Annotated in this window: 21 protein-coding genes; 17 read left to right on the forward strand and 4 right to left on the reverse strand. The window is 33.3% G+C overall.

What is annotated here, in order from left to right:
- Positions 1–104 precede the first annotated feature (104 nt).
- The 9 genes from queA (at position 105) to dnaG (ending at position 13,248) form a co-directional block, all read left to right on the forward strand.
- On the forward strand, positions 105–1,154 hold the full coding sequence (gene queA, locus NNL09_RS12105) for a tRNA preQ1(34) S-adenosylmethionine ribosyltransferase-isomerase QueA (protein WP_025665082.1): 1,050 nt from the start codon (positions 105–107) through the stop codon (positions 1,152–1,154).
- Positions 1,155–1,448: 294 nt separating this feature from the next.
- Positions 1,449–2,372: a chalcone isomerase family protein gene (locus NNL09_RS12110; protein WP_025665081.1), complete on the forward strand. Its 924-nt coding sequence runs from the start codon at positions 1,449–1,451 to the stop codon at positions 2,370–2,372.
- Positions 2,373–2,490: 118 nt separating this feature from the next.
- The gene (gene rlmN / locus NNL09_RS12115) at positions 2,491–3,531 is read left to right on the forward strand and encodes a 23S rRNA (adenine(2503)-C(2))-methyltransferase RlmN (RefSeq protein WP_196910795.1); all 1,041 of its coding nucleotides are present in this window, start codon (positions 2,491–2,493) and stop codon (positions 3,529–3,531) included.
- A gap of 125 nt (positions 3,532–3,656) precedes the next feature.
- Positions 3,657–4,634, forward strand: a complete 978-nt coding sequence (locus tag NNL09_RS12120) for a polyprenyl synthetase family protein (RefSeq protein ID WP_025665079.1) — start codon at positions 3,657–3,659, stop codon at positions 4,632–4,634.
- 184 nt (positions 4,635–4,818) lie between these two features.
- On the forward strand, positions 4,819–5,388 hold the full coding sequence (locus NNL09_RS12125) for an RNA polymerase sigma factor (protein ID WP_196910796.1): 570 nt from the start codon (positions 4,819–4,821) through the stop codon (positions 5,386–5,388).
- Entirely contained in the window at positions 5,369–6,196 is an 828-nt protein-coding gene (locus NNL09_RS12130; RefSeq protein ID WP_196910797.1) for a hypothetical protein, read from the forward strand. Before NNL09_RS12125 ends, NNL09_RS12130 begins: the two co-directional genes overlap by 20 nt.
- A gap of 74 nt (positions 6,197–6,270) precedes the next feature.
- Complete coding sequence (locus NNL09_RS12135) at positions 6,271–7,314, forward strand: hypothetical protein (RefSeq protein WP_025665076.1); 1,044 nt, start codon at positions 6,271–6,273, stop codon at positions 7,312–7,314.
- Positions 7,315–7,829: 515 nt separating this feature from the next.
- A complete protein-coding gene (locus NNL09_RS12140) occupies positions 7,830–11,084 on the forward strand; it encodes a fibronectin type III domain-containing protein (protein WP_025665075.1) in 3,255 nt (1,084 codons plus the stop codon).
- A 202-nt stretch (positions 11,085–11,286) separates the two neighbouring features.
- Positions 11,287–13,248 carry a DNA primase gene (dnaG, locus tag NNL09_RS12145; RefSeq protein WP_196910798.1) on the forward strand — a complete coding sequence of 654 codons (1,962 nt, stop codon included), beginning with the start codon at positions 11,287–11,289 and terminating at the stop codon, positions 13,246–13,248.
- On the opposite strand, the gene NNL09_RS12150 is transcribed toward dnaG, so the two are convergent.
- Positions 13,245–13,877 (reverse strand): response regulator transcription factor, encoded by a 633-nt coding sequence (locus NNL09_RS12150; protein WP_024770694.1) that lies wholly within the window; start codon positions 13,875–13,877, stop codon positions 13,245–13,247. The genes dnaG and NNL09_RS12150 overlap by 4 nt on opposite strands.
- A gap of 141 nt (positions 13,878–14,018) precedes the next feature.
- On the reverse strand, positions 14,019–14,807 hold the full coding sequence (gene nadE / locus NNL09_RS12155) for an NAD(+) synthase (protein ID WP_196910799.1): 789 nt from the start codon (positions 14,805–14,807) through the stop codon (positions 14,019–14,021).
- 130 nt (positions 14,808–14,937) lie between these two features.
- Here nadE and gldB point away from each other — a divergent pair, with 130 nt between their 5' ends.
- Genes gldB through NNL09_RS12170 form a run of 3 tightly spaced genes read left to right on the forward strand, consistent with a single transcriptional unit; the run spans position 14,938 to position 16,720 of the window.
- On the forward strand, positions 14,938–15,957 hold the full coding sequence (gene gldB / locus NNL09_RS12160; RefSeq protein ID WP_231389201.1) for a gliding motility lipoprotein GldB: 1,020 nt from the start codon (positions 14,938–14,940) through the stop codon (positions 15,955–15,957).
- Positions 15,957–16,295, forward strand: a complete 339-nt coding sequence (gene gldC, locus NNL09_RS12165) for a gliding motility protein GldC (RefSeq protein ID WP_025665071.1) — start codon at positions 15,957–15,959, stop codon at positions 16,293–16,295. The genes gldB and gldC overlap by 1 nt, the downstream gene beginning before the upstream one ends.
- Before the next feature lie 59 nt (positions 16,296–16,354).
- Positions 16,355–16,720, forward strand: coding sequence for a GTPase (locus NNL09_RS12170; protein ID WP_196910800.1), 366 nt, complete (start codon positions 16,355–16,357; stop codon positions 16,718–16,720).
- Here NNL09_RS12170 and yihA read toward each other — a convergent pair.
- Both yihA and NNL09_RS12180 read right to left on the reverse strand, forming a co-directional pair.
- Positions 16,717–17,322: a ribosome biogenesis GTP-binding protein YihA/YsxC gene (gene yihA, locus NNL09_RS12175; protein ID WP_025665069.1), complete on the reverse strand. Its 606-nt coding sequence runs from the start codon at positions 17,320–17,322 to the stop codon at positions 16,717–16,719. The genes NNL09_RS12170 and yihA overlap by 4 nt on opposite strands.
- Before the next feature lie 19 nt (positions 17,323–17,341).
- Positions 17,342–18,112 (reverse strand): alpha/beta fold hydrolase, encoded by a 771-nt coding sequence (locus NNL09_RS12180; RefSeq protein ID WP_025665068.1) that lies wholly within the window; start codon positions 18,110–18,112, stop codon positions 17,342–17,344.
- A gap of 303 nt (positions 18,113–18,415) precedes the next feature.
- On the opposite strand from NNL09_RS12180, the gene mraZ reads away from it, so the two are divergent.
- The 5 genes from mraZ to NNL09_RS12205 all read left to right on the forward strand — a co-directional run bounded on the left by mraZ (position 18,416) and on the right by NNL09_RS12205 (position 23,645).
- A complete protein-coding gene (gene mraZ, locus NNL09_RS12185) occupies positions 18,416–18,883 on the forward strand; it encodes a division/cell wall cluster transcriptional repressor MraZ (protein ID WP_025665067.1) in 468 nt (155 codons plus the stop codon).
- Between the two features lie 98 nt (positions 18,884–18,981).
- Positions 18,982–19,878 carry a 16S rRNA (cytosine(1402)-N(4))-methyltransferase RsmH gene (gene rsmH, locus NNL09_RS12190; protein ID WP_025665066.1) on the forward strand — a complete coding sequence of 299 codons (897 nt, stop codon included), beginning with the start codon at positions 18,982–18,984 and terminating at the stop codon, positions 19,876–19,878.
- The gene (locus NNL09_RS12195) at positions 19,875–20,186 is read left to right on the forward strand and encodes an FtsL-like putative cell division protein (RefSeq protein ID WP_025665065.1); all 312 of its coding nucleotides are present in this window, start codon (positions 19,875–19,877) and stop codon (positions 20,184–20,186) included. The genes rsmH and NNL09_RS12195 overlap by 4 nt, the downstream gene beginning before the upstream one ends.
- A 4-nt stretch (positions 20,187–20,190) precedes the next feature.
- Positions 20,191–22,185: a penicillin-binding protein gene (locus NNL09_RS12200; RefSeq protein ID WP_025665064.1), complete on the forward strand. Its 1,995-nt coding sequence runs from the start codon at positions 20,191–20,193 to the stop codon at positions 22,183–22,185.
- Entirely contained in the window at positions 22,182–23,645 is a 1,464-nt protein-coding gene (locus NNL09_RS12205; RefSeq protein WP_196910801.1) for a UDP-N-acetylmuramoyl-L-alanyl-D-glutamate--2,6-diaminopimelate ligase, read from the forward strand. Before NNL09_RS12200 ends, NNL09_RS12205 begins: the two co-directional genes overlap by 4 nt.
- The last annotated feature ends 5 nt before the right edge of the window (positions 23,646–23,650 follow it).

A 23,650-nucleotide genomic window follows, 5' to 3' on the forward strand; every position in this document is an offset into this window, starting at 1 on the left:
TGATAATTTAAAAACAGTACCTATGCATATGTAAATATATCCTAATTTACTTGACAACCCCTATTGCAAGATTGTATATTTGCACCTTCAAAAAATAAATACGAATGAAGCTATCACATTTCAATTTCAATCTTCCACAAGATTTATTGGCTGAGTACCCAGCTGAAAACAGAGATGAATCTCGCCTAATGGTTCTTAATAGAAAGGATCAAACCATAGAGCATAAACAGTTTAAAGATCTTATAGATTATTTTGAACCAAATGATGTGATGGTTGTTAATAATACTAAAGTTTTTCCTGCTAGATTGTACGGTAATAAAGAGAAGACTGGAGCTAGAATTGAAGTATTCTTATTACGTGAATTAAATTCTGAAACAAGACTTTGGGATGTACTTGTTGATCCAGCTAGAAAAATACGTATTGGTAATAAACTGTATTTTGGAGATGATGAAAGTTTAGTGGCAGAAGTAATAGATAATACAACATCTAGAGGACGTACATTACGTTTTTTGTATGACGGTTCCTATGATGAATTTAGACAAAAACTTAATGACCTAGGGGAAACACCTTTGCCTAAGTATATTAAAAGAGATGCAGAACCAGAAGATGAAGAAAGATATCAAACTATATATGCTAAAAATGAAGGAGCTGTTGCTGCTCCAACTGCAGGACTTCATTTTTCTAAGCATTTAATGAAAAGACTAGAAATCAAAGGAGTTGATTTTGCAGAAATTACATTGCATGTAGGTTTAGGAACATTTAACCCAGTTGAGGTTGAAGATTTATCTAAACATAAGATGGATAGTGAAGAAGCTTATGTTACTGCTAATGCTGCCAATACGATTAATAACGGGATAACAAATAAAAGAAGGATTTGCGCTGTCGGAACTACAGTAATGAGAGCTCTTGAAAGTTCGGTATCATCAGAGAGAACTTTAAATGAGTTTAGAGGATGGACTAATAAATTTATTTTCCCTCCTTATGATTTTAGTATTGCAAATTGTATGATTACGAATTTTCATACGCCTAAATCTACTTTATTAATGATGGTATCTGCATTTGCAGGACATGATTTTATTAAAGAAGCATATGAAGAAGCGGTAAAAGAAAAATATAAATTTTATTCTTATGGTGATGCTATGCTAATCATCTAAAAATAAAAATGAATATTATTAAAAACCCTGCTAAACCCTAAATTTGGTAGGGTTTTTTTGTATGTTTCTAGAAATTAGCATATTAAATTGCATTTTTCGCAAAAAAAATGCTATTTTCGAGGCCTTAAAAAATTATGGTAAAACCGTAATTGGCTTTAAGTGCCAAAAAACGATTAATATCGGTTTTTGTCGAAAAACATGCTAGATGAGGCTTATAAACGTACTTTTTATAAATTTGTACCGTTTTTTTTGTATGTTCCAATTATAAAAAAAAGAACTAAACCTAATTATAGAATGAAAAGAGTAATTTATTATGTAGCATTTTTTAGTACTGTTTTTTCTTATGCTCAAACCAAGGTTGGTAACATTAGCTTTAATGATGTTGATGTTTTTGATAAATCAGAGTTAATGCTTAATGGTGCTGGATCTACAGAAAAGTTATATGCAATGGCATTATATTTGGACTTTGAAGTAGATGGTGTAGAGGATGGGGTGATGGTAGCAGAAAAAGATGTTACTATGGCTATTACAATTAAAATTATTTCTTCAATTACCGATAGTGAGTTCAAGAATATTATAAGAAATGGTTTAGAAAGAGCTACAGATGGCAATAGCTACTTGTTAGAAAATCAAATTAGAGATTTTCTTAACCTTATTCCTAATGAGATAGATAAATTCGATATTTATAAAATTTTATATGTCAAAGGAGGAAAATTAACTCTTTATAAGAACAAGGAATTACTGGGAACAATAAATAGTAAAGAATTTAAAAAGGCCTTGTTTAAAATTTGGTTAGGAGAAAACCCTATTGATGAACAATTAAAAGAAGACTTACTTGCATCTTATGAACCTAACCCTATATTAGGAAGATGGAAAACATATGATAAAAAAACAGGAGTAGCTATTAGTATCGTTCAGTTATATATTATAGATAATAAAGTGTATGGTACCATACAAAGAATGATGCGTATATCAGAAAGAGATGCAATTTGTTATGAATGTGAAGGAGCAGACAAAAATCAAAATGTAGAAGGATTAGTAATTTTAAAAGGATTAAGATTAAAAGGAGATAGATATGTAAATGGAAAATTTACAGATATAAAAAACGGTAGAGTTTCAGAATGTCAAATATGGATTGATGAGGACGAACCAAATATACTTAAGGTGAAGTATAAAGGAGGGGGAGGAGTCCATGAATGGAGAAGAATAAAAAAATAAGATGATCTAAAATAATACTAAAAACCCCTGGATACTTCTCCAGGGTTTTTTAATCGCTATAATAAAGAAAGAAGATGTATGTTACAGTACCATTTATCTTTATACTTTTGCAGAAGTTATGAATGTGAAGAAAAAAGACATAAGAACCTTAACTAAAGATCAGCTACGGATTTTCTTTGAAGAAAATGGAGATAAATCTTTTAGAGGAAATCAGGTTTATGAATGGCTATGGAGTAAAGGGGCTCATAGTTTTAATGACATGACCAATATTTCTAAAGCCACTCGAAAAATACTAGAGGAAAATTTTGTGATCAATCATATTCGGGTTGATCAGATGCAAAGAAGTACAGATGGCACGATTAAAAATGCAGTAAAATTGCATGATGGATTAGTAGTAGAATCAGTACTAATTCCTACTCCAACCAGAACTACGGCATGTGTGTCATCTCAGGTAGGATGTAGCTTAGATTGTAAATTTTGTGCAACAGCTCGATTAAAAAGGATGAGAAATCTTAATCCCGATGAGATTTATGATCAAGTAATGGCTATTGATAAAGAAAGTCGACTATATCATAATCGTCCTTTATCAAATATTGTGTTTATGGGTATGGGAGAGCCTTTAATGAACTATAATAACGTATTGAAAGCTATTGATAAAATTACTTCTCCCGATGGGTTGGCAATGTCTCCAAAAAGAATCACATTATCTACTTCTGGTGTGCCCAAAATGATTAAAAAAATGGCAGATGATGAGGTGAAATTTAAATTAGCGGTCTCATTACATTCTGCAATAGATGAAATAAGAACATCAATAATGCCTTTTAATGAAACATTTCCGCTAATAGACCTTAAAGAAGCATTAGAATATTGGTACCAAAAAACAAAAAGTAAGATCACTTATGAGTATGTGGTTTGGAAAGGGATAAATGATAGAAAGGAAGATATAGAAGCTTTGATAAGGTTCTGCTCTTACGTTCCATGTAAAGTAAATTTAATAGAATATAATCCAATAGATGATGGAGCATTTCAACAGGCACCAAACAAAGCAATAGAAAATTATATTCATGCACTAGAATCTCATGGTATTGTTATCAATGTTCGTCGTAGTCGTGGAAAAGATATAGACGCAGCTTGTGGCCAGCTAGCTAATAAATCCTAGAGGTATATCCTTATATTTATTAAATTAAAGGTAATATTCTTGATATATAACAATATCGGTTTCAAAGAAAAACTATTTTACGTTATCTTCGCGTTACTATAGAAAACAGAATCAAGTACAGCATATTGAAAGTTGTAGAACAAATAAAATTACCGATCATTGATGAAATGGAACTTTTTGAGCAAAAGTTTTCAGAATCAATGACCTCTAAGGTAGCCTTACTCAATAGAATTACACATTATATTGTAAATAGAAAAGGTAAGCAGATGCGACCTATGTTTGTTTTTCTGGTATCTAAAATGATATCTGGAGGAGAAGTAAACGAACGAACATATCGAGGAGCTTCTGTAATAGAATTGATTCATACAGCAACTTTGGTTCATGATGATGTCGTAGATGACTCTAATCAAAGGCGAGGCTTTTTTTCTATTAATGCCTTATGGAAAAACAAAATAGCAGTTTTGGTAGGAGATTATCTGTTGTCAAAAGGATTGTTACTCTCTATTGATTATGGGGATTTTGATCTTTTAAAGATTATTTCGGTAGCAGTTAGAGAAATGAGTGAAGGGGAGCTGCTGCAAATCGAAAAAGCTAGAAATCTTGATATCACAGAAGAGATATATTATGAAATCATCCGCCAGAAAACAGCGACATTAATAGCAGCATGTTGTAGCCTGGGAGCTTGTTCTGTAGCTCCGGATTCTGATGATGTTGAAAAAATGAGAAAATTTGGAGAACTTATCGGGATGGCTTTTCAGATTAAAGATGATTTATTTGATTATGGAGATACAGCTATAGGAAAACCCACCGGGATTGATATTAAAGAGCAAAAAATGACACTCCCTCTTATCTACACACTAAATCACTGTACTAAAGAAAAAAAGAAATGGCTTATTAACTCGGTAAAAAATCATAATAAAGATAAAAAGAGAGTTAAAGAAGTTATAGATTTTGTAAAAGTAAGTGGAGGATTAGAGTACGCTATTAAAATAATGCATCAATTTAAAAATGATGCACTTTCCATCTTATCAGAATATCCTGATTCAGATTACAAATCTTCTTTAGAGCTTATGGTTGATTATGTTATCGACCGAAAAAAATAATTAGACGCTTTTTGATATTAAAAAAATGGTGCGCAATATGCGTATAATGAGTTTGTTAAGAACAAAAAACATCAAATTAACTCTAAATGTTTATAATACAACACTAATTATTTTAAATACGAGGCAACCTTTTTATTTTTATTCTCGTCTATGTAAATAGAAGATCTAATTAATTGATTTTATATTGAAAGTTATTCAATTTTATAAAAGCGAAACCCAACTCATTAAAAGGGCAGCAAAGCAATATCGCGATGCACAGCATCAGCTATACAATCAGTATGCCCCCAAAATGCTTAGTGTGTGCAGACGATATATTAAGGATATTCATTTTGCAGAAGAAGTAATGCTTGGCGGGTTTTTAAAAGTTTTTATGAATTTAAATAAGTTTAAGTTCGAAGGAAGTTTTGAAGGATGGATACGAAGAATTATGGTTAATGAATCGATCTCTTTTTTAAGAAAAGAAAAACAAGTTCTTTTTGCCGAAGAAATAACAAGCTATACCGAAGAATCCTGGAACAATATTAATACAGAATTAGAAATAGACCAGATTCAGGAATTAATAGATAGTTTGCCAGAAGGATATAGAATGGTATTTGTACTATATGCTATAGAAGGATACAAGCATAGTGAGATAGCTAAAATGTTAGAGATTTCTGAAAGTACTTCAAAATCCCAACTATTTAAAGCTAGGAAAACGTTGCAACAAAAGTTAAACCAACAAAATAAGATAAGTAATGGCGCCATTGAAATTTGAAGAAAAGATGAAAGACAAGCTAGAACAGCGCGCTATACAGCCTTCTGGTGATTCTTGGGAGCGATTAACAGCGCAATTAGATAGCGCAAAAAAACAAAAAAAGGAAAATAAAAAAATCCAATGGTATGGTATTGCTGCCATCTTTGTTGGAGTCTTGATCCTGACTTCTATACTAATGAATCAAAATTCGGTTTCAGAACAAAATAACACCCAATTTGTCGATAATAGCGATGAGGTTATAAAAAATGAAAATACCGAGATAGTTGAAAATAAGGATGCAGAACAAAAAGTTATAGAAAAAAATAATTCTAAAGCTTTTGAAGAAAGTTCAACTACCGATAGAATTGTAACGTCCTCTCCAGAGAAAGAAAATAAAAATCTCAAAAAGAAAAATATTCCTTCGGAAATTGCAACACCTAGGGATAAGGCTACAAAAAAAATGTTAGAAAATAGGGAATATGATACTGAGTTGGTAGAAAATGACAAAAATACCAATAGGATTAAAAATAAAGTTTTACCTGTAGATTCTTTGATTATTGAAGATAAGGTAGCAGGAGTAGTAGCACAAATTCAGGAGCTTCAAAAAAACAATGCTCAAGTCACCGATGATGAAATCAATGCATTATTACTTGAAGCTCAAAGAGAAATTTCAACAGCAAAAATATTAAAATCTAGTACAGTGAGTGCATCAAGCCTTCTGCAAGATGTAGAAGCAGAGCTTGATGAAACTTTTAAACAACGTGTTTTTGAAGCGCTTAAAACAGGTTTCCAAAAAGTTAAGACAGCAGTAGTAGAAAGGGATAATTAAAATCATTCATCAATCAAATAATCAGCAATCTCTCTGGTGTATCCAGAGGGATTGCAAATAAAATTCAAAAAACAATGAAGACAATAGTTACAATAGCCACATTTGTGGCCATGACACTCTTTGCCCAATTGTCAAGTGCGCAGGAAGCAAGTGATAATAATGTAATAGAAAAATTGAAACAGCAGAAAGAACGTGTTATTAATGCTGAAAAAGAAGCATTAAAAAAGGAAGTGGAAGAAATTAATGAAAAACTGGTAAATGAAGAAATAACCAAAGAAGATGCGCAAAAACTTAAAGAAGAAGCTGCCAAGATACATGCTCTTAATATTGAAAATAGAATAGCTATTATAGAAAATAAAATAGCACTTTTGGAACGCAATGAGGGGGATGCTATTGAATTTTTAGAAAAAGATCTGGAATACAATCTTACTTTCCTAGGGTTTAATTTTGGATCTGATAATGACAGAGAAATACCATATGATAGACGTACAACATCAAATTTGGTAATTGCTTTTGGACTTAACAATGCAATTGTAGAAGGGCAATCATTAGACGATTCTGATTATAAAATTTCTGGAAGTAGGTTTTTCGAAATTGGTTGGGCCTGGAAAACAAGAGTATTTAAAAACACCAACTTTCTAAGAATTAAGTACGGGATTTCATATACTTCTAATGGTTTAAAGCCTACAGATAATAGATATTTTGTAGAAAATGGTAATCAGACCACATTAGAAGAATTTAGAGTAGAATTGGATAAATCTAAATTTAGAATGGATAACCTTGTGGTTCCGGTACATTTTGAATTTGGCCCGTCAAAAGTGACAGAAACAGAAAAAAGTATACGATATTCTATTGCAAATAGATTTAGAATTGGTCTGGGAGGATATGTCGGAGCAAATATAAGTACTCGTCAAAAATTAAAATATAAAGAAAATGGCGACCGTATTAAAGATAAGATTAAAAGAGATTATAATACCAGTGATCTGGTATATGGATTAAGTGGATATATTGGTTTTGGAGATATGTCTATATATGCCAAGTACGATTTGTCTCCAATTTTTAGAAATGCAGAGATTGAACAAAATAATGTGTCGTTAGGATTACGTTTTGACTTTTAATCGATAAATGAATTGATACAGTTACCCGTATATTTTATAAAATTAACGGACTATAATAGATAAAATAGTTTTTTGTTGATAAAGTAGGAGCAAATAATGATTATTTTAAAAGAGCGATATGACTATATCGCTCTTTTGTTTTTTTTACCTCATAAGTTGTTTGAGTTATGATTCTCAGGCCTTTATTTAATGGCTATCCTATTAAATCGATATGCTAAACATTTATATTTTTTTGTTAAATAATTTACTAATAATGAATATTTGTTAAATATATAAATAAAAGTATTACCCTTAAATTAATTATGGTTTTAACATAACTATTTGAATGTAAGTATTTTATGACAATTTATTTTTTTGTTTCTAGATGAAATATTCTATATTTATCCAAGTCATAGTTGAAATAATTCTTTCCAAAATTTTAATAACGATTCTACATTTTTTGCCTCAAAATGTTAGTCGTTACTACTTATGCTGAAATTGGTATAAAACCGAACAATTAACCAAATTTCACTCATATGAAAACTAAATTTTTTTATTTAACATTATTCATGTTCTGCAGCTTCGGGCTGCTAGCTCAAAAAGGAGCTGTCAAAGCAAGTTTAACAAGTCAGGCAGTTTACATGAAGGAAATTCCCGCACTCTCCAGTATGAAGAATATTATTTCTGCTAAAGGAATAATAAAGCATGGGAGAGAAAAACAACGGGGAAAAAACAATTACGTACCTGGTAAAGGGCTTCCAAAAGTTGGTGAGTCTGATCCTTTAATGAAGTATCAGCAAAAATCAATGAAAGCTGCTATTTCTACCGAAGTTGCGAATTTTGTTGCTCATCAAGGTAATAGTACGCCTACAGACCCAACTGGTGCAATTGGGCCTAATCACTATGTGTATGCTTTTAATTCAGGTTTTGGTATTAGAGATCGAAACGGGAGTGTATTATTAGCAGAGGCTTCTTTGGCTACGATATTCCCTGGAGAGGATTTAGGAGATCCGATCGTAGTTTATGACAATTATGCAGAACGCTTTATTATTATGCAATTTAGTAATTCTCCTAATGGTATTCTTATTGCGATAGGGAAAGGTCCAGATCCTGTTAATGATGGCTGGTATACGTATAGGTTCAACACAGGAGAGTTTCCTGATTATGAAAAATTATCGATTTGGAGCGATGGGTATTACATAACTTCTAATAAAGCTCCAAACGGAGCAATTGGAACTTTGGAGACTGTTTATGTTGCTGAAAGAGATAAAATGCTTGCAGGAGATGCTAGTGCAGGATTTGTAGGTTTTACACTTCCGGGAGCTATTTCAAGCGGTTTTTATAGTCCAGCAGGATTTAATGCTACTGGTCCTACATTGCCACCAGTTGGAACAGGAAATTCTTTTATTTATCTACAGGATGATTCCTGGTCTGGAGTATCATCAGATCATTTAAAAATTTGGACAACAGATGTTAACTGGTCTAACCCGTCTAGTTCAACCATTTCTCAACCAGTAGAGGTAACTACCTCACCATTTGATAGTGTATTTGATGGAGGATCATTTTCTAATTTACCTCAGCCTAGTGGAGGTGATATAGATGCATTACAGGCGACAATGATGTATATGACGAATTATAGACGTTTTGCAACTCATAATTCTGTTGTTTTAAATTTTGTGGTAGATTTAAATGGGAATGATGACTTAGCTGGTATTCGCTGGTACGAACTTAGACAGACAGGTGATGGTCAGCCTTGGACAATTCATCAGGAAGGTACATACACACAGCCTGATGGACATAGCGCATTTTGTGGTGCTATTGCGATGGACGGACAAGGTAATATAGGTCTTGGATATACTGTGGTTAGTAACTCAATCGTTCCTTCTATTAGATATACAGGAAGATTAGCAAGTGATCCTTCCGGAACAATGACGTTGACAGAACAGGTTGCTGTAAATGGAACTCAATCTAATCCTTCGACAAGATATGGAGATTATGCGCAAATGACTGTAGATCCATCTGATGATGCAACTTTCTGGCATATTGCAGAATATTTTGATGCAGGATTTAGGAAAAATCATGTAGTGGCTTATAAATTGCAGCCCGATACTCCGGATACAGAAGCTCCTACAGTTCCTGCAAATTTAACTGCATCTAATACTACCGATGTTTCTACTTCATTAAGCTGGGACGCATCTACTGATAATGTAGGGGTTACTGCATATGACGTATATCAAGATGGTACGGTAGTAGCAACTGTAGCTACAACTACGGCAGATATTACTGGACTAACAGCAAGTACATCTTATGATTTCTCTGTAAAAGCAAAAGATGCCGCAGGAAATGAATCTGCTGCAAGTGCAACACTTACCGTTACTACAGTTGCACCAGATACTCAGGCACCAACTGTTCCTGCAAATTTAACCGCATCTAACACTTCAGCAGGTCAGACGACCTTAAGTTGGGATGCATCTACCGATAATGTAGGTGTTGCAGGATATGATGTATTACAAGATGGAGCAGTAGTTGCTACTGTAACGACCACAACTACTGTAGTAGCAGGACTTTCTCCTGAAACTACATATGAGTTTAAGGTGTTAGCTAAAGATGCTGCAGGAAATGAATCAGCTACCAGTACGCCAATAAGTGTAACTACTCCAGCTGCAACAGGATGTTTAAATGGAGTTGCCGTTCCATATAGTGAAAGTTTTGAAAGTGATTTTGGAGGATGGACACAAGCATCAGGAGATGATCTGGACTGGACAAGAGATTCTGGAGGTACGCCTTCTAATAATACAGGGCCTTCAAGCGCAGATGATGGATCAACGTATATCTATGTTGAAGCCTCTGGAAATGGCACAGGATACCCAAATAAAAGAGCAATTCTTAATTCTCCATGTGTTGACCTTAGTGGTGCTACAGCAGCTGTGTTTTCATTTAGTTATCATATGTATGGTGGTACCGATTTTGGATCGCTAGACGTTGAAGCAAGTAATGATGATGGAGCTACCTGGACAAGTATTTGGAGTAAAAGCGGAAACCAGGGGAACTCTTGGCAAACGGCTACAATAGATCTAGCAGCATATCTAGGGGTTGGACTACAGTTACGATTTAATCGTGTAACAGGGAATACCTGGCAAGCAGATGCAGCAATAGATAAAATATCACTTACTTCTGATACTACAGGAAATTGTGCTACTGGTGATTTAACCTTAAGCATAACTTTTGATAACTACCCAGAAGAAACTTCCTGGACATTAACCGATGCAGGAGGTACAACAGTAGCATCAAAAAGCTATTCTACAGCAAATCCAGATGGGTCTACGGTTACAGAAACTATTAATGCACTAGCTTCAGGAAGTTATACATTTACAATTTCTGATTCTTTTGGAGATGGAATTTGCTGTTCATATGGTAATGGCTCTTATACACTATCAAGTAGTGCAGGTACTATTGCATCAGGAGGAGAGTTTACAAATTCTGATGCTACAGAATTCTGTGCTCAAGGATCAAGTGTAAGGTTGGATACTTATGAATTAACAGATTTCAACTCAAATGACAAGCGATTTATGTTGTATCCAAACCCAACTAAAGGTATTTTAAATATATCCGTTGGTAAGACACCAATCCAAAAACTAGAGATTTTCTCTATGTTTGGTCAAAAAGTTCGTAGCATTGATGATCAAGGAATTAAGCAAATCGATGTAAGTAACCTTACTGCGGGAACTTATTTTGCAAGAATTACTGCTAAAGAAACTATTGTTACAAGAAGTTTTATTGTAGCAAAATAATTTCTGAAGAAATAAAAAACTAATTATTAAGAGGCTGTCTTTTTTAGACAGCCTCTTTTTTTTATTAAATCAAGAAGAGGACAGTGTCTCAGGAATTATATTATTTTTGCGTTGAGCTTGTTTATGTAGATAAAAACAAACTTTTGAAGTAAGATAGCAATAGAATACTTACTATTCCATATTAATTATATAATACTAGATAATGATCCATAAGTCCACTATAGATGCTGTATTCGAAACTGCTCGGTTAGAAGAAGTAATAGGTGACTTTGTGCTATTAAAAAAGGCAGGGAGTAATTTTAAGGGATTAAGTCCTTTTAGTGATGAAAGAACACCTTCTTTTATGGTATCTCCTGTAAAGCAGATATGGAAAGATTTTTCTAGCGGAAAAGGAGGTAATGTAGTTGCTTTTTTGATGGAACATGAGCATTTTACATATCCTGAAGCCATAAAATATTTGGCTAAGAAATATAATATAGAATTTCAGGAAACCGAGCAAACAGATGAGCAAAAAGAACAAGCAAATGAAAGAGAGAGTATGTATTTGGTTAGCGAGTTTGCTAATACTTTTTTTCAGAATTCTTTACTTAAAACAGAACAGGGTAAAGCCATTGGGTTAACCTATTTTAAAGAACGTGGATTTACCGAAGAAACTATAAAAAAGTTTGGACTAGGATATTCTCCTGATGTTTGGGATGCATTTACTGCCGAGGCTATTAAAAAAGGATATCAATTAAACTATTTAGAGAAAACAGGTCTTACTATAGTAAAGGAAGAAAAACAATTTGACCGTTTCAAGGGTAGAGTAATGTTTCCTATTCAATCGATGTCTGGCCGTGTTTTGGGCTTTGGAGGGAGAATTTTAACCAATGAGAAAAAAGCAGCAAAATACCTTAACTCTCCAGAAAGTGATATCTACCATAAGAGTAAAGTGCTTTATGGTATTTATCATGCAAAACAAGCTATTGCCAAAGAAGATAACTGTTACCTTGTAGAAGGATACACAGATGTTATTCAATTTAATCAAACAGGAGTTACCAATGTAGTTTCTTCATCGGGTACAGCATTAACATCAGATCAAATTCGCTTAATTAGTAGACTAACTAAGAATATCACAGTATTGTTTGATAGTGATGCTGCCGGGATGCGAGCATCTTTAAGAGGGATTGATTTGATTCTTGAACAGGGAATGAATGTAAAAGTCTGTAGTTTTCCCGATGGAGAAGATCCAGATAGTTTTGCTAAACAAAATACGCTAGAAGAACTAAGCTCATATCTCGAAGAGAATGTTCAGGATTTTATTAGCTTTAAAGCATCACTATTACAGCAAGAATCTAAGAATGATCCAATCAAAAGAGCAGAATTGGTTAGAGATATGGTAACTAGTATTTCTAAAATCCCAGATGTAATCAAACGAGAGATTTATGTAAAAGAATGCTCTCGAATAATGGACGTTTCTGAAGATGTATTGTTTGATACTTTAGCACAAATTCGTAATGTTGATGTAAAAGAAGATCGTAAACAGCAAAAACAGCATCAAAAATCACTAGAAGTTGTAAAAACTGAAGCTCATAAACAACCTAAAGTAAATAGACAATATGTATTAGAGCGCCATATAATAAAAGCTTTATTGATATATGGTGTTCAGGAAGAAGAGTTTGAAGATTTGATAATGAAAGAAAGTGAAGATGGAGAACTTATTTTAGAGCCAGAAATACATAAAATAAAAGTTTTTGAAAAAATATATTTGGATCTACAAGATGATGAAATCGAATTTACAGATCAGGTTTTTAAAGATATATATGCAATTTTGATTGAAGAGTTAAATCAGGTTGATGAGTTTAAAATAGATAGTTTTATAAATAAAATCCCACCAGAAATAGCTTCAGAGATTACAGAAATCATGATGAGAGAAGAACGTTATGAGCTTCACAGATGGGTAGATATGGAAATTCATGTAAAACAAAAAACAGACTCTGTAGCAGAATATGTGAATAATATTATTCTAAGTTTAAGAGGTTTTTTGATCGATCAAAAGATAAAAGAGCTTTCACAAGAAGTGAAAGCTCAGAATCTTGAAAGTAATATGAATATTCTAGAAGATATTCGAGATTACCAAACTCTCAAGAAATTATTGTATAGAAAACTAAATCGAGTGATTTAACTTATATGCAATAATCTTGATTGATGAATTAAATCTGCGAGATTATCCACTTTTAATTTTTTTAGCAGTCGCGTCTTATATGTACTTACCGTTTTTTCATTAATAGATAATGTAGAAGCTATATCTTTATTGCGTTTTCCAGAAGATAACAGATTGAGTACTTCTATTTCTCTGGAGGATAGTTTTTTATATTTTACAACCATATTATTTTCATTAGCATTTCCGTTTGCTAATTGTTGTGTAAGGTTATCATTTAAATATATACCACCCCTTGCAACGCGTTCGATTGCTTTTTTAAGTGTTTTTGTTGGGACTGTTTTGGATAAGTATGCCGAAGCTCCTGCTTTAATAGCACTTAAAGCATACATTTCTTCGGGATGAGAACTAAAAATAATTACTTTGATTCTGGGAAATTCTTTTTTAATAGTTCTCAATGCCATAATTCCATTGATCTGAGGTAAATCTAACTCCATAATGAGTACATCTGGAGTATTAGCTTTCAAAACATCATACATCTCGTTTCCGTTACTTACTTTGCCAATGATCTCATAATCTTCTGAGTTGCGAAATAAGGAAACGATCCCCTTCCTTGTAATTGGATGATGATCTGCGATTAATACGGTTGTCATTCTTGTTTACGATTGTTAATGTTAGTTTAATTTTAAGAGTGTAACATCTTAGGCTAGGGGTAATTTTTAAATCTTTGTGCAAAATTACTAAGAACTAGTCCTCGTAAACTTTTTTTTATGTATTTATCGACAAAATGTTGATTATAATAGATTAACGGGTATTTTACACACCGGAATAGGGGTCATTTTGTGTTGGTTTACGGTATTTAGACGGATAAAAATTTTAAAAACCTCTTGTTCTCGTCCTTTAAAATCATCAATTTTTTTACCTTCATCTTTCATTTTCATAGCCCATTCTAATTCATCATAACTTGCACCAATTTGATCTTCGTCACTTCTGCTATCTCCAAATAATCCATCAGTTGGAGGAGCAACTTGTATCGAATTTGGTACCTTTAAAGCTTCTCCTATAGCATATACTTCACTTTTTAGCAAATTTGCAATTGGGCTTAAATCTACGCCACCATCTCCATATTTGGTGTAAAAGCCAACTCCAAAATCTTCAACCTTATTACCTGTTCCCGCAACTAGATATTTGTATAAACCAGCAAAATAATATAATGTAGACATTCTTAATCGAGCTCTAGTATTTGCTAATGACAGATCAAGTTGTGCACTTGGCGCTGTCTTCGGAACAACAGATTTAAATTCTTCAAAAACGGGAGTTAGATCAACTCTCATATCAGAAACATTAGGAAACCTCTCTTTTAATTGGGCAATATGCTCCTGGGCTCTTGTTACCTGACTCTGGGCTTGGTGAATAGGCATTTCTACACAAAGCGTTTTTAATCCTGTTTTTGCACATAAAGAAGAAGTAACAGCACTATCAATCCCCCCACTTACACCAATAACAAAACCTTCTATGTTTGCATTAGTAGCGTATTCTTTTAACCAGTTTACGATATGATCAATTACTTTTTCTGTTTGCATTCTTCGTTATTTGTTAGTGTTAATTTAAATCCGAATACGATGAGTATTTCAATTTTATACTTCGTATTTCGATCTTTGTCTGTGGCAATTTGATATCTTACCTTTGCGAATATAAAATTAATAAAAAAAGATGGCGTTCTGGAATAGTAGAAATTATTTAGAGAGATATTATAATTTAGGAATGAATAGTATTAAGTATTTAAAATTAGCCATTGTTTTTTGCATATTATTTTCTTGCTCTAGCAAAAATAAAGTAGATAAAGAGATTGCTGAAATCCCTGTAGATATTAAAATTGAACGTTTTGATCGATTATTTGCAGAAATGACTCAGGAAAACTTACCCAATCTAAAAAAAGAATACCCTTTCTTATTTTCAGAAAAATATGCAGATAGTGTATGGATCAAAAGGTCTCGAGATACAATACAACAAGAAGTAAACAAAGAAGTAGAAAAAGCTTTTCCCGATTTTTCTTCTGAGGAAAATGAACTGCATTCACTTTTTCAGCATATTAAATATTATTTCCCAGAAATTAAAGAACCTAGAGTGGTTACAATTACTAATGATGTAGATTATCATAATAAAGTGGTGCTTTCAAAAGGGTTACTTATTATTTCCTTGGATACATATTTAGGTAAGGACCATCATTTTTATGAAGGGATACAAAAATACTTAAGACAGCATTTTGACAGACAATATATAGTGCCAGAGGTAGCGTCTATGTATGCTAAAAACCAGATAGGGCCTATTAGAGATAGAACGTTTTTAGGTAATCTTGTTTCTTTTGGGAAAGAGCTATATCTTAAAAATTTACTCTTACCAGATTTTAGCGATGCCAGAAAAATAGGGTATACAGAGGAGCAATATGCGTGGGCAAAAGCCAATGAAGAGGAAATATGGAGGTATTTCGTAGATCGCCAACTATTATACAGTACAGACAGCACTCTCATGCCTAGATTTTTGTATCCCGGACCTTTTTCAAAATTTTATTTAGAAGAAATTGATAAAGAAGCACCAGATAGAATTGGACAATTTATAGGATGGAGAATTGTAGCTTCGTATATGAAAAATAACAATGTATCTTTGCGGCAATTAATAGTGGCAGATGCCGAAACGATTTTTAACAGATCAAAATATAAACCCGAAAGATAATGGCAAATAATTATAAGTCAGAAATAAAAATAGATATAGAGCTAGATGAAAACAGGATTCCAGAAAAATTAAAATGGACGGCAAAAGATGGCGGAGTAGAGAACGAAGAAACCAAAGCAATGCTTCTGTCTGTATGGAATAGTAAAAATAAGGAAAGCCTTCGTATTGATTTATGGACCAAAGATATGCCTGTAGATGAAATGAAGATCTTTTTTCATCAAACATTAGTTGCTATGAGTGATACTTTTTATCGAGCTACACAAGATGAAAAAATGTCGGCAACCATGAAAGATTTTTGTGATTATTTTGCCGAAAAACTAGATCTTAAGCAAAAATAGTACTGTACTTTTTTGAAATGTTTTGTCAAATATGTTGACTTAATGTCAAAATCTAAACATTGAAAAAAACCTTGTATTTTGTATATAATGCAAAATCAGATATTTGGAATAAATATTTTGATAACCTTCATAAAATTATAAGTCCGACTACATATTCATGTGATCTTTGTAGTCTTACTCATGGTAATTTTTCTGAAAAAAAGGTATGGAAGAGTTTTAGAGAAAATTCAAATTATAAATTTGTTTTTATGTATAAAGATGAGTTTTTGAGAATGTATTCCTATCTAGAAGATAAGAATTTTGGTTTTCCTGTTATTTTTCAAAAGCAAGGAGAAAAGATCGATGTACTATTTGATTCAAAAGAGATATCATCTTTAAACTCTGTAGAAGAATTGATAGAATTTCTGAAAAAGAAAATGAGCTAAGATTTTTTAAGCTGCGAATTAATTTCTGCTATGTAGTTAAGAACATCTTCTTTGCCTAGCCCAGAAGAAGATGAGGTGATAAAATAATTAGGCATTTCTTCCCAATATTTGAGCATTTCTTCAGTGTAAGCATTTATTTGAGCGGGCAACTTATTTTTTGAAAGCTTATCGGCTTTTGTAAAAATAATAGAAAATGGTATTTGGTTTTCGCCCAACCATTGCATAAACTCAAGGTCTATTTTTTGTGGTTCATGACGGCAATCCACTAAAACAAAAGCGCTAACTAATTGTATGCGTTTAGAGAAGTACGCAGTAATAAATTTCTGAAATACTTTTTTTGAAGACTTAGATACTCTTGCATATCCATATCCTGGTAAATCAACCAAAAACCAAGTCTTATTGATAATAAAATGATTAATCAACTGCGTTTTTCCCGGTCTTCCAGATGTTTTAGCAAGACTTTTGCGAGTAGTAAGCATGTTGATTAATGAGGACTTGCCAACATTAGATCTGCCTATGAATGCGTATTCAGGGAGTTTATCTTTAGGACATTTGGCAACATCGCTATTACTCATTACAAATTCAGCGCTACTAATCTTCATAGTATCAAATCAATTATGATTAGAAGTTACGTTCTTGTAACCAATTGTATAGTAGACGATTAAATTCTTCGGGATGCTCCATCATAGCAGCATGACCACATTTGTCAATCCAGTATAAATCAGAATCAGGTAATAAACGATTAAAATCATCTGCAACTTCTGGAGGAGTAACATTATCATTTTTCCCCCAAATAATACAAGTTGGGGTATTCATGTTTGGCAAATCTTTTGCCATGTTATGTCGAATAGCACTCTTTGCAATTGCAAGAGTTCTAATTAATTTATTTCGATCATTAACAGTAGCGTATACTTCATCTACAATTTCTTTGGTAGCAATTTCGGGATCATAGAATACATTTTCTGCTTTAGCTTTAATGTATTCATAGTCACCTCGTTTCGGGTAACTCTCTCCCATGGCACTTTCATAAAGGCCAGAACTTCCGGTTATGACCAAACCTTTTACTTTTTCGGGAAACATTTTGGTGCATAAAAGTGCAATGTGTCCCCCTAGAGAATTACCTAGAAGTATAACTTCTTTATCACCATATCCTAAGTGATCTATAAAATCTTTAAGGTACCTGGCATAGGTACTAACTTTGGTTTTTAGTAATGGTAAAGTGTATACAGGGAGCTCTGGAATCAGTACCTTATATCCGTGTTCAGGGAAGTAAGAACTAACACCTTCAAAATTACTCAAACCACCCATCAATCCGTGTAAAATGATGATTGGTGTGCCTTCCCCTAAATCTAGATAACTAAATTTTCCGTCTTTTTTTAATTCGTGCTTCATTAATACTTCTTACAAGAATTAAAAGCAAATATAGCATTTTCATAATTAGTTTTGGGATTTTTTATTAATACTACAGAATGATTTTTTATATTTTTTTTTGCGACCTATTATTTCTATCTCAAATTAGGTGAAACCAAGAATTCACAAGTGTTACCGTAGTGTGCTGATAAACAAAATCTTAAAGTTTTTAGTAGTTGTGGCTTTACTGTTTAGAAGACAATTTATTAACAATGTGGTAAATTGTGGTAAAAAGTGGTAATTTTTTCAATATATTTGACTAATTAAACGTTTAGGGAAATAAAAGTGGTAAATCTAATCGGCACATACGAGTGTAAGGCAGACGCTAAGGGACGTCTGATGATGCCTGTGGCTTTTAAGAAGCAACTCTCGCCGGTGCTACAAGATGGATTTGTATTAAAAAGAGCTGTTTTTCAATCTTGTTTGGAGTTGTATCCAATGGCAGAATGGAATCTTTTGATGCAAAAAATTAATAAACTCAACCGCTTTAAAAAGAAAAATAATGATTTCATCAGAAAATTTACTGCTGGTGTAAAAGTAGTTGAAATTGACGCAGCTGGTCGACTTTTGATTCCAAAAGATCTGGTTGGCTTCGCAGGGATTACTAAGGATCTGGTGTTGTCATCTGCCGTAAATATTATAGAGATTTGGGACAAAGATCAATATGAAAAGGCAATTGATGATGCAGCTGTTGATTTTGCAGATTTGGCAGAAGAGGTAATGGGTTTTGATGACGAAATAGATCATGATTGATAGAATTGATAGAAGTTAAAACGCTTATTCTGACAAAGATTAGTAGAGGTTTAGCTTTTATTTAGACTATTAAAACTAGAAAAGAAAAAATGAAAGAGATGGAATATCATAACCCGGTTTTACTTAAAGAAACGGTAGATGGATTAGCAGTAAAACCAAATGGGATTTATGTCGATGTCACATTTGGGGGAGGAGGTCATTCTAGTGAAATTCTGAAGCGATTGGGGCCAGAAGGCAAATTGTTTGCTTTTGATCAGGATCAGGATGCTTTAGAGAATGCGATTGATGATGATCGATTTACCTTAATAAACGAAAACTTTAGGTTTATTAAACGATTTCTACGATTCTATGGGGTTAGAAAAGTAGATGGAATCTTGGGGGATTTTGGGGTTTCTTCACATCAATTTGATGTAGCAGATAGGGGCTTTTCTACTAGGTTTGAAGCAGATCTGGATATGAGAATGAATCAAAACAGAGAAATATCGGCTTATCATGTAATCAATGAATATGATGAGTCCGATTTAAGAATGATGTTTTTGCAATATGGAGAATTGAGAAATGCTCCTAAGCTAGCAAGAGCAATAGTTGGAGCCAGAAAAGAAGAGAGTTTAAGAACCAGTGTAGAATTAAAAGAAGTGCTTAGGCCGTTTTTACCAAAGCATAAAGAACATAAGATACTGGCACAGATATATCAAGCGATTAGAATCGAAGTAAATCAGGAGATTGAAGCTCTTAAAGAGTTTTTGATACAAACAACAGAGCTTTTGGATGTCGAAGGAAGAATTAGCCTGATCTCTTATCATTCTTTAGAAGATAGATTGGTGAAGAGATTTATACGTAGCGGGATGTTTGAAGGAGAGCCAGAAAAAGATATATATGGTAACGTGTCCGTACCTTTTAAAAAAGTAGGTGGATTGATAGTTCCAGATGAAGAAGAAGTTAAAGAAAATAATAGAGCACGAAGTGCTAAATTGAGAATAGCCGAAAGAATTTGAAGCAGACAATTTATGACATATTAAAAGGTAAGTTTCTTATTGCAGATGATGCAATGAAAAATTGGAGAATGTTATTGTTTCTTTCTTTTTTGGCAATAATAATGATTGCAAGTTCACATAATGCAGAGAGTAAGGTGCATGAGATTGCTAGATTGAATAATGAAGTTAGAGAATTAAGGACACATTTTGTAGATGGAAAAACCGAATTGATGAGATTGAAGATGGAGTCATCAATAATAAAAAAGATGACGCAAAAAGGGCTAAAACGGCCCGAAAGGCCTCCAAGAAAAATAATAGTAAAAAAGTAAGCTGTTGGCAATAAAAGAAAAAAACATATTAAACCGATTGTATTTCATAGCAGCGTGTATGTTCATCTTTGCAATAGCAGTATTGGCTAAGTTGGTAAATATACAGTTTGTAGAAGGAGATATGTATCGTAAGAAAGCTCAGGAACGGGTTTTTAAAACCTTTGATATTCCTGCGAACAGAGGTAACCTGTATGATAGTAAGGGAAACCTTTTAGCAACATCTGTTCCTAAATATGATATACGATTTGATGCATTGGCAGTTAATGATAAAGATTTTAGAGCACATATTAAACCACTTTGCGAAGCATTATCTAAAGAATTTGGAAAACCAGTTTCATACTATGACAAAATTATAAGAACCGCAAGAGCGAATAGAAACAGATATTTGTTGTTGCGAAGAAATTTAGGGTATTCTCAGTATATGAGAGTTAAAAAGTTCCCTTTGTTCGAATATGGAGCTAATCGAGGAGGGTTAATAGTAGAGCAGCGCACGGTAAGAGAACATCCTATAGGAAAAATAGCTGAGCGTACTGTTGGATATGAAAGAAGGGATGAGCAAGGGTACTATACCAGAGTAGGTTTGGAAGGAGCTTATGGGCCGTTTTTAAGAGGGAAAGAAGGAAAACGAAAAAAACAAAAGATAGCAAAAAATCAATGGAAACCTATAGGGGATGCTAATGAAGTAGAGCCACAAGATGGGTATGATGTTGTTTCTACCATTGATGTAAATATACAAGATATAGCACATCACGCATTACTAGCCCAGCTTGAAACATTTGAAGCAGAGCATGGTACTGTAGTAGTTATGGAAACTAAAACAGGAGAGATAAAAGCGATCTCCAATCTGGGACGTACGAATGCAGGGAAATATTATGAGAAACTTAATTATGCTGTTGGAGAATCTCATGAACCAGGGTCTACATTTAAATTAATGACAATGGTTGCTGCTTTAGAGGACAGAGTTATTGATTCGAGTTATGTGGTGGATACCGAAAATGGTCGTGTAAAGTTTTATGATAGAATTGTAAAAGATTCTAAATGGGGAGGATATGGAAAAATATCTGCGGCAAAAGCATTTGAGTTATCATCGAATACTGCTTTTGCTAAGATGATTAATGAAAACTATAAAGATAATCCCAGGAAGTTTGTAGATCGGTTAATTAATATGGGGCTTGGAGAAACACTTGGATTGGCAATTAAAGGAGAAGGAAAACCCAAAATCCCTTATCCAGGAGATAAAGATTGGTACGGAACCACATTGCCATGGATGGCACATGGCTATGGTGTTGCAATTACGCCATTACAAACATTGGTTTTTTATAATGCAATCGCTAATGATGGCGAAATGGTAAAACCTAGATTTATTAAAGAAGTCAAAACATGGGATAAAACCAGGGAGAGATTTGATAAAGAAATTCTTAATCCAACAATATGTTCTAAAGAAACTGCAAAAATTGTTCAGGAGATGATGAAGAATGTGGTTAAGAGAGGAACAGCAGATAATATCCGTACTAATAATTTTGGTATTGCAGGCAAAACAGGCACATGTTGGGGAAATTATGGAAAAGACAAAGAACGCGAATACATATCATCTTTTGCGGGCTATTTTCCATCTGATAAACCTATTTATTCTTGCATTGTAGTGGTGCATAAACCAAATAAGAAAAAAGGATATTATGGTAGTGAAGTTGCTGCTCCGGTGTTCAAAACCATTGCTACAAAAATATATAACGATATACCTGTAATTGATGAAGTATCTTATGCTGTTGTCGAAAGTAAATCAGTTGTAAATAGTTATGAGAAGTATTATCAGAATGCTCAAAAATACAAGACTATAATGCCTAATGTAACAGGTATGCCAGCCATGGATGTGATCTCTCTTTTAGAAAATATGGGACTGAAAGTCGAATTAAAAGGATCAGGAAGAGTGAAAAAACAATCTATAGAACCAGGAACTAAAGTAAAGATAAACCAAACAGTGAGATTAGAATTATCGTGATAGAGTTAAAAGACATTCTATATAAGGTATCGATTAATGCCGTAGTTGGTAATACAACAATGAGCATTAATAAGATTGAATTCGACTCAAGAAAAGTCGAGCAAGATGATGTATTTGTAGCTATTAGAGGTTCTGTTTCAGATGGTCACGATTTTATAGAGAAAGCCGTTGATCGAGGAGCTCTGGTTGTGATCTGCGAAAAGGTTCCGAATATTGCAGTTAGTGGTATAACCTATGTAGAGGTCGAAGATACGCAATCTGCATTGGCAATTATGGCGTCTAATTATTATGACTCTCCTTCCGGAAATCTAAAATTAGTTGGAGTGACAGGTACCAATGGTAAAACAACAATTGCAACTTTATTGTATCAGCTTTTTAAGAAAGCGGGGTTTAAAGTAGGCTTGTTGTCTACAGTAAAAGTTGTAGTAGATACCAAGGTGTATAATGCGACACATACGACTCCAGATTCTTTAACTATTAACTACTACCTCAAAGAAATGAATATTGCAGGGGTAGAATACTGTTTTATGGAAGTTAGTTCTCATGGGATACATCAAAAACGTACAGAAGGATTAGATTTTGCCGGAGGAATCTTTACGAATCTGTCTCATGATCATTTAGATTATCACAATACATTCAAAGAATATCGTGATGTAAAGAAAACATTTTTTGATGAATTGCCGGCAAACGCTTTTGCATTGGTTAATAAAGATGATAAAAACGGAAGTTTTATGATTCAAAATACTAAAGCAAAACAGCATACTTATGCTTTAAAATCCTATGCCGATTATAGAGGCCAAATTTTAGAAAGTAGTCTAGAAGGGTTATTGCTAAAGTTGAATGATCATGAAGTATGGGCAAAATTAATAGGTAGTTTTAATGCATACAATCTACTGGCAATTTTTGGTACGGCCGAATTATTAGGACTTGAAACCTTAGAAACCCTTCAACTATTAAGCGACTTGCAAAGTGTAAGTGGTAGATTTCAATATCTGATCTCTGATGAAAAAATTACAGCAATAGTTGATTATGCTCATACACCCGATGCATTAAAAAATGTGTTAGAGACTATTAATGATATTCGAACTAATAATGAAACATTGATTACGGTTGTAGGATGTGGTGGTGATAGAGATAAAATGAAACGACCTGTGATGGGAAACATTGCAGCAAGACTTAGTAATAAAACAATTTTCACAAGTGATAATCCCAGAACAGAAAATCCAGATCAGATTATAGAAGATATTGAGAAAGGGGTGGAGCCGCAGGATTATAAAAAAACACTATCAATTACAGACAGGAAACAAGCTATTAAAACTGCATGCCAATTAGCAAATAAAGATGATATCATTCTTATTGCTGGTAAAGGACATGAAACCTATCAGGAAATTAATGGAGAACGAACCGATTTTAATGATTTTGAAATTGTCAAACAAGAACTAAAAAAACTAAATAAATAAATCCT

Source organism: Aquimarina sp. EL_43, from assembly GCF_943422735.1.
GTDB classification, from domain to species: domain Bacteria; phylum Bacteroidota; class Bacteroidia; order Flavobacteriales; family Flavobacteriaceae; genus Aquimarina; species Aquimarina megaterium.

What these genes read in the sequence shown, in the direction of transcription:
- NNL09_RS12180 (WP_025665068.1), bottom strand. Translation starts at nt 18,112, where the DNA reads ATGAAGCACGAATTAAAAAAAGACGGAAAATTTAGTTATCTAGATTTA.
- NNL09_RS12150 (WP_024770694.1), bottom strand. Translation starts at nt 13,877, where the DNA reads ATGACAACCGTATTAATCGCAGATCATCATCCAATTACAAGGAAGGGG.
- queA (WP_025665082.1), top strand. Translation starts at nt 105, where the DNA reads ATGAAGCTATCACATTTCAATTTCAATCTTCCACAAGATTTATTGGCT.
- rlmN (WP_196910795.1), top strand. Translation starts at nt 2,491, where the DNA reads ATGAATGTGAAGAAAAAAGACATAAGAACCTTAACTAAAGATCAGCTA.
- NNL09_RS12140 (WP_025665075.1), top strand. Translation starts at nt 7,830, where the DNA reads ATGAAAACTAAATTTTTTTATTTAACATTATTCATGTTCTGCAGCTTC.
- yihA (WP_025665069.1), bottom strand. Translation starts at nt 17,322, where the DNA reads ATGAAGATTAGTAGCGCTGAATTTGTAATGAGTAATAGCGATGTTGCC.
- NNL09_RS12135 (WP_025665076.1), top strand. Translation starts at nt 6,271, where the DNA reads ATGAAGACAATAGTTACAATAGCCACATTTGTGGCCATGACACTCTTT.
- gldC (WP_025665071.1), top strand. Translation starts at nt 15,957, where the DNA reads ATGGCAAATAATTATAAGTCAGAAATAAAAATAGATATAGAGCTAGAT.
- gldB (WP_231389201.1), top strand. Translation starts at nt 14,938, where the DNA reads ATGGCGTTCTGGAATAGTAGAAATTATTTAGAGAGATATTATAATTTA.
- NNL09_RS12130 (WP_196910797.1), top strand. Translation starts at nt 5,369, where the DNA reads ATGGCGCCATTGAAATTTGAAGAAAAGATGAAAGACAAGCTAGAACAG.
- nadE (WP_196910799.1), bottom strand. Translation starts at nt 14,807, where the DNA reads ATGCAAACAGAAAAAGTAATTGATCATATCGTAAACTGGTTAAAAGAA.
- dnaG (WP_196910798.1), top strand. Translation starts at nt 11,287, where the DNA reads ATGATCCATAAGTCCACTATAGATGCTGTATTCGAAACTGCTCGGTTA.
- rsmH (WP_025665066.1), top strand. Translation starts at nt 18,982, where the DNA reads ATGGAATATCATAACCCGGTTTTACTTAAAGAAACGGTAGATGGATTA.
- NNL09_RS12110 (WP_025665081.1), top strand. Translation starts at nt 1,449, where the DNA reads ATGAAAAGAGTAATTTATTATGTAGCATTTTTTAGTACTGTTTTTTCT.